A 6,138-nucleotide genomic window follows, 5' to 3' on the forward strand; every position below is an offset into this window, starting at 1 on the left:
GGAATAAAAAGTTCACATTAAGCAACTTCGTCTCTAAGGAATATCCAATCATCTTCAGTGGATGATTTTTTATCAAAGTAATAACCCTCCAGATTGAAGTCTTTGATTCCTTCTGGATGGTCAATCTGATTCTGAATAATAAATCTGCTCATCAGCCCGCGCGCTTTTTTGGCAAAAAAGCTAATCATTTTGTATTGACCATTTTTGTAATCTTTAAAATTAGGAGTAACGATTCTGTAAGGTAGAGTCTTGGCTTTTACCGCTTTAAAATATTCGTTGGAAGCCAGGTTAACCAGTACCGGATTTTCTTGAGCCTTTAATTCTTTTTGCAGCGATTCATTTAGTCTGTTTCCCCAAAATTCATAGAGATTTTTTCCGCCATTGTTAGCAAACTTGGTTCCCATTTCCAGACGGTAGGGTTGCATTAAATCCAACGGGCGTAAAATGCCGTAGAGACCGGAAAGAATTCGTAAATGCTTCTGAGCATACTTAAAGTCATCTGCGGAAAATGTTGCGGCTTCTAGCCCGACATAAACATCGCCTTTAAAAGCTAGCAGAGCCTGACGAGCATTTTCTGGAGTGAAGGGGGTCGAAAATTCCTGAAAACGGTCATAGTTTAAAACTGCCAGCTTATCGCTGAGCTTCATCAAACTGGCAATATCTTGAGGTGCCAATTCTTGCAGCTGATCAATTAGCTCCTGTGACTGTTCCAAAAAACGTGGCTGTGATTTTTGCTTGGTCGCTAGTGGCGACTCGTAATCCAGGCTTTTCGCCGGTGAAATAACCGTAATCATAGAAAGTGATTTACCTTTTAGGGGGTTTATTGCTAGAAAAATCTAGCCGAAGAATAACAAGTCATGGGAGAGAATACCAAGTCTGTATTAACCAATTATTGAAATGATAGGAAAAATCTATGTTGTTTAGATAAGTCGGAAAGTCTAAAGTAGTTGAAACAGACCAATCATGACTCTTAACAATGGGAAGGTAAAGCTTTGTCATTACTAACCGGAATCAAAGTACTAGATCTAAGCCGAATTCTGGCTGGCCCTTGGGCGACACAATTGCTTGCTGATTATGGTGCTGAAGTCTGCAAAATTGAACGTCCCGGAGTGGGAGATGATACCCGTCATTGGGGACCTCCCTTTGTCGAGTTTAATGGAGAAAATGTGGCTGCCTATTTTTTAGCCGCCAATCGTGGCAAGAAATCTCTGGCAATCGACATCAGTTCAGAGGAGGGGCAGGAAGCCATTCGTCAACTGGCAAAAGAAGCCGACATATTGGTGGAAAATTTTAAAGTGGGCGGTTTAAAAGGATACGGTCTGGATTACGATAGTCTTGCAAAAATTAATCCTAAACTTATCTATTGTTCAATTACCGGCTTCGGCCAAACCGGTCCTTTGGCCGGGCAGCCTGGATACGATGCCATGATTCAAGCCGCCGGCGGTATCATGAGTATTACCGGCCAGCCGGAGTCATTGGGGGGCGAACCGACTAAGGTGGGCGTTGCTACCACCGATTTGATGACCGGTATGTACGCGGCGACAGCAATACTGGCAGCGCTGCACTATCGGGAGCGAAGCGGTAAGGGGCAACACATCGATCTTGCCTTGTTTGATTGTCAGTTAGCGATGTTGGCCAACCAGGGAATGAACTATCTGGTTAGCGGCGAAAACCCAAAGCGATTAGGAAATGCTCACCCGAATATTGTTCCTTATCAAACTTTTGCCTGTGCTGATGAATACATCATGTTGGCGGTTGGCAATGATGGGCAGTTTGCCAGGCTTTGTGAGTTAATAGGAAAGCCTGAGTGGAGTGACGCGGAAGCTTATGCGACTAATCGACAAAGGGTTGAAAAGCGTGAACTTCTATTGCCGCTAATTAGTGAGGAATTTAAAAAGCGAAGCAGAGACGAATGGGTTCAATTGCTTGAGCAAGCCTCTATTCCACACTCGCCAGTCAACTCTATTGAAGAAGCGTTAAATCATCCGCAAGCTAAAGCGCGAGAAATGGTTAAAGCATTTGAGGTTAATGGAAAAAAGGTGCCTTATATAGCTAATCCGGTGAAGTTTTCAGAAGGAGAATTGGAGGAGGTTTTACCTCCGCCTGAGTTAGGTAAGTAGAATTTGAGTTTAATTGGTATCTCCGATGTTAGCTTGCCAATTCAATCAAGTCGGCCGGACTTGTTACGCCCATTGCACCTTGATTAATAACATGGGTATAGATTTCAGTAGTCGTTACGTCAGCGTGCCCCATCAATTTTTGTATTGTTCTAATATCGTAGCCGTTCATTAACAGCTCTGTTGCGAAAGAGTGGCGGAAAGTATAGCAACTGGCATGTTTGTGAACTTTGTTATTAAATCTAATATAAAAAAGTAACCAGTAAATGTAAGTCTTCTCAGTCTCGTAGGAGAGATTTCTTTCCCTGATAAATAACCGTAGTTGGTCAAGAAACTTAGGCCTTTAGCGGTCACTATTAGCGCGTATGTCGTCCATAACTTATTTCCTCCTAGAGTAAAGCCTGTATAGAAAACTATTCATGCTAGCAGTCAAAGTCAAGAAGGACTGTTTTTCACACACCAGAAGATCTTATTTCTTGTAGAAAGTATCTAGAAGTTATATGTATCTACCTGATTTTTATGAATTTTAGTGTAATATATAATCAAAAGTGTAGTCGAAATATGACGCCAATACTTGAACACACGGGCGTCATTTGTCCAATGCCTGGAACAAGAGTAAATGTATTGAATGCGCGGGTTAGATGGCATATGCTTGCTGTTTTTAGGCAGAAATATGGCGCTAGGTGATAAGATCTTCTGGCGCTTGAATTCGCTGTTAGGTAAATGAAACCGTGAAGATATTTTCATATCTAATGATTTTCTTAATGACTGGCTGTAGCTCGGTTAGGCTCTATGAAGAAATAGTAGAGGGTGCGCTGGAAGACTATCAATCAGACAGTATTTCTCACCATTTTAATTCCTGGGTACCAATTAATGCTCCGGTAGATTTTGAACCGAGCGATGAAATTGAATTGCAATCAAATAAAGACAAGGAGTCATGTCTTGATAGTAATCGGGGAATTGAATTCAAGGATGGAGCGTTTGCAGTAGTATTATTCATGCAATGTATGAACGAGAAAGGCTGGCGTTTGCGAACTGAAGACGTGTTTGTTGTCGGCCATTGATAGGCTCGGTGAGTAGTTACCTAACAAGGGTTAGAAAATGGATTCGGCTAAAAAATAGCCTCACAATTTAAATAAGCGTTAGGTGAAAGATGAACTCACAAGAATTTACAGAGACACTGAAAGCTGAGTTAGAGAAGCATTCGGCGAGTGTTATAGACAAATGGAAAAAAGTTTTGTCTATTCTCCCGAAAGAGACAAAAGCTGTGTCAGTAATTATTTCACCGACTCAAGATGGAGACGGGGTATTTGATATATTCGTGAGTCTGGATGGTCCTGATCTCCACGTACTTAATAAAAAAATACGTGAGCATTATCAGCTGTTCTCACCGGTACACACAGAAAATGGTATTGAGCCCTATATTCCAGATGTTGATCCTTTTGATGTTGAGTTCGAGGTTAACGACACTGTAGTGGATATTGTTCTTCCTTGGCTTGAGCGTCTGTGGGCCGAGGTTAAAGATGAAAAGCTAACTCTTCCGGTTGGCATATACGGAGATGAAGGCTATGGTTCCAAGTCTTCTGTACAATTAAATTGAGGCAAAATCATCTAACAAGGCCAAGCAGCATCGCCCCTTTGGGGCTGAACCTCGCTACGCTCGGCCGCTGTTGGCGGCGTTAAACACACATGGAGTATTGATGAAGCGGATTTCACTTAGGGGATTTGGATTATTAGGAATATTCTTATTTTTACCACTCTTTCTTTTAACATTCGCAGATCCTCAACTTATAGAAATATCAGCAAAATCGTTTGTAGAATGGAAGTTGAACGCAGAGACCAACAAAAAAATCGACTCAGTTCAATTACCTCAAGAAAATAGATTCGAAAAGTTACTTGGTAATAAAGCTAAAGAACTAAGGAATGAAGCGGAGACTAAACTAGCTAGGTTAAAACGACAGCTCAAAGACGATGCTCCCGGTATTCTCGCATCCGAAATTGCGAAAATGCTGAATCTTGATTGTGAGTGTCGTAAGACATGGAAAAATAAAATACGAGAATCAATGGAGTTGAATATTGCATCTCTTGAAAAAGCTAAATCAAAATTAGTTGACTTTGGCCAAGTGAAATATATGCAAATAGTCGAGAAATTGACTTTAGATGTTCGAATCTTCTTGGGAACAAATTCCGTGATCTTTGTTTTTCTGCTACTAGTTTCGTTCTTTAAGCCTAAGGCTATTCATCATTTATTTCTACCAGGTATTTTGATGATGATATCAACCATTATTTGTTCGTATTTTTATATATTTGAACAAAATTGGTTTTACACTATCATCTACAACGATTACACCGGTTTAGGTTACTTAGCCTATTTAATGCTCGTATTTGCCATACTCAGCGATATAGCATTCAATAAAGCCCGAGTAACTACCGAAATACTAAACACTGTTTTTAATGCAATCGGTCAAGCTGCGAGCCTTGCGCCATGCTAAAGCCGTGTTTAACCAAAACAAGCAGCCGACCAAAAACAGGACACTTCGTTTTCTGTTTAGGTCGGCTGTTGTAGGCGTTAAGTTAATCAAAGGGCTTCTGAACTTGATGAAAATTATTTCTATATTTTTGCTGATGGCATTCTCCTTTCATGCCGATGCAACGTCATTGGTATCAATGAAAGACGTAGATGAAATTGGCTTTTCTTCAAAGGAAATCCATAAATCGATAAATATCGGGCCAGACGTTATTTTAGAATACTCATTTGGTATAACTTCTAAAGGCAATGGTGGACTTGTAGCCATAAATAAATTTATCCGAATATATGATACTCATAGTGACGGCATTACCTTCAAAAACGGACTGCTTAACAGCGAGTTAATTGATGTGGATGGCGACGGCTATCTAGACATAAAACTATGGGGAGTAGCCGTCTTAACTGATGAAAAAGAAAAATCCTTGGGCGAAAAAGATGTTTCTGCGCTTTTAATCTATTCGAAGAAATTAAAGGGCTTTGATATCAAAGAAAAAAGTGACGAAATTGATATCTGGCAAAAATTAAAAGAAAAAAATGGTGTCAGAGTTAATTAATTCTCTGAAAAATAAAAAAGCGAGGTCAATGTCGATAACTTTGATTTTGAGATAAATTTACACTGACCCTAAATTTTAAGAATAAGAGGCTAGTGATGTCTTTAAAGCAAATCGAAGAACTTATTGGTAGAGAACTGCCGGAAGAACTGAAAACATATTTTAGTGTAGATTATGAAAAAAATGTTGGGTTCAGTTACTCTTTTCCTATTAAAGAGCCTTCTCCTTTTGGTGAAGCTGTCGTCGATGAACTATTTGTTCCTTCGGCTGAATACTTGGCAAGTGATGAGTTTCTTGAGTCAGGTATGTTATGTATTGGAAACAATATTTTTGGCAATGGTGTTTTCCTGTCAATTAAAGATGACGATTTTGGGTTTGTATACTACTGGGATCACGAGCATCGATGTTTCTGGGAAGATGAAATGTTTTATAATATGTTTCCAAATCTGGATGAAAATATTATCCGATACCTCGAGTCACGCAAGAAAGGAAAATTACCAGATAAAGTGGCGGGTTACGAAAGTTTTTATCTTGCTGGAGAGTCGATTACAGAATTTTTGAGCTCTCTTTCGTCTATTGAATACTAAAAAACAAAAATGAAACTAGCGATTTCCCGAGTGCTATCAGGTGCAGGTTGCTTCTGAGAAAATTGATGAAATTTAAAATAAACATTATTGATGCATTTACAGACTCTAGATTCAAAGGAAATTCTGCGGCAGTCATTATTACCTAAGAGTGGCTTTCAGATGATTTGATGCAGTCTATTGCAACTGAAAATAATTTATCTGAAACAGCTTTCCTGAAAAGAGTTGACGACTTTTCTTATGAAATTCGTTGGTTTTCTCCAATGACTGAAATTGACTTCTGCGGTCATGCAACATTGGCTTCTGCATATGTTATTTTTTCGAGGTTTTCGGATGTTAAGAGAAAAAAATTAAAAGAA

8 protein-coding genes and 1 pseudogene are annotated in these 6,138 nt (G+C 39.4%); 7 read left to right on the forward strand and 2 right to left on the reverse strand.

Annotation, left to right across the window (positions count from 1 at the left end; genetic code table 11):
* Positions 1–17 precede the first annotated feature (17 nt).
* Positions 18–794 carry a peroxide stress protein YaaA gene (gene yaaA, locus IYN84_RS16820; RefSeq protein ID WP_196140410.1) on the reverse strand — a complete coding sequence of 259 codons (777 nt, stop codon included), beginning with the start codon at positions 792–794 and terminating at the stop codon, positions 18–20.
* Positions 795–992: 198 nt separating this feature from the next.
* Here yaaA and IYN84_RS16825 point away from each other — a divergent pair, with 198 nt between their 5' ends.
* On the forward strand, positions 993–2,120 hold the full coding sequence (locus IYN84_RS16825; RefSeq protein WP_196140411.1) for a CaiB/BaiF CoA-transferase family protein: 1,128 nt from the start codon (positions 993–995) through the stop codon (positions 2,118–2,120).
* Positions 2,121–2,148: 28 nt separating this feature from the next.
* Here IYN84_RS16825 and IYN84_RS16830 read toward each other — a convergent pair.
* Positions 2,149–2,340: pseudogene (locus IYN84_RS16830) on the reverse strand (tyrosine-type recombinase/integrase); the annotation flags it as partial.
* A gap of 541 nt (positions 2,341–2,881) precedes the next feature.
* Between IYN84_RS16830 and IYN84_RS16835 the strand changes: the two are divergent.
* From IYN84_RS16835 to IYN84_RS21355, 6 genes are all read left to right on the forward strand, one after another.
* On the forward strand, positions 2,882–3,181 hold the full coding sequence (locus IYN84_RS16835; RefSeq protein WP_196140412.1) for a hypothetical protein: 300 nt from the start codon (positions 2,882–2,884) through the stop codon (positions 3,179–3,181).
* Between the two features lie 89 nt (positions 3,182–3,270).
* Positions 3,271–3,717 carry a DUF6389 family protein gene (locus IYN84_RS16840; protein WP_196140413.1) on the forward strand — a complete coding sequence of 149 codons (447 nt, stop codon included), beginning with the start codon at positions 3,271–3,273 and terminating at the stop codon, positions 3,715–3,717.
* Between the two features lie 100 nt (positions 3,718–3,817).
* On the forward strand, positions 3,818–4,609 hold the full coding sequence (locus IYN84_RS16845) for a hypothetical protein (protein WP_196140414.1): 792 nt from the start codon (positions 3,818–3,820) through the stop codon (positions 4,607–4,609).
* A gap of 106 nt (positions 4,610–4,715) precedes the next feature.
* Entirely contained in the window at positions 4,716–5,198 is a 483-nt protein-coding gene (locus IYN84_RS16850; protein WP_196140415.1) for a hypothetical protein, read from the forward strand.
* Between the two features lie 95 nt (positions 5,199–5,293).
* On the forward strand, positions 5,294–5,782 hold the full coding sequence (locus tag IYN84_RS16855) for an SMI1/KNR4 family protein (protein ID WP_196140416.1): 489 nt from the start codon (positions 5,294–5,296) through the stop codon (positions 5,780–5,782).
* A 164-nt stretch (positions 5,783–5,946) separates the two neighbouring features.
* The coding region (locus tag IYN84_RS21355) for a PhzF family phenazine biosynthesis protein (RefSeq protein WP_256435639.1) at positions 5,947–6,138 on the forward strand (192 nt) is incomplete at its 3' end.

The sequence above is a fragment of the Aliikangiella sp. G2MR2-5 genome, assembly GCF_015687155.1.
Lineage (GTDB): Bacteria > Pseudomonadota > Gammaproteobacteria > Enterobacterales > Kangiellaceae > Aliikangiella.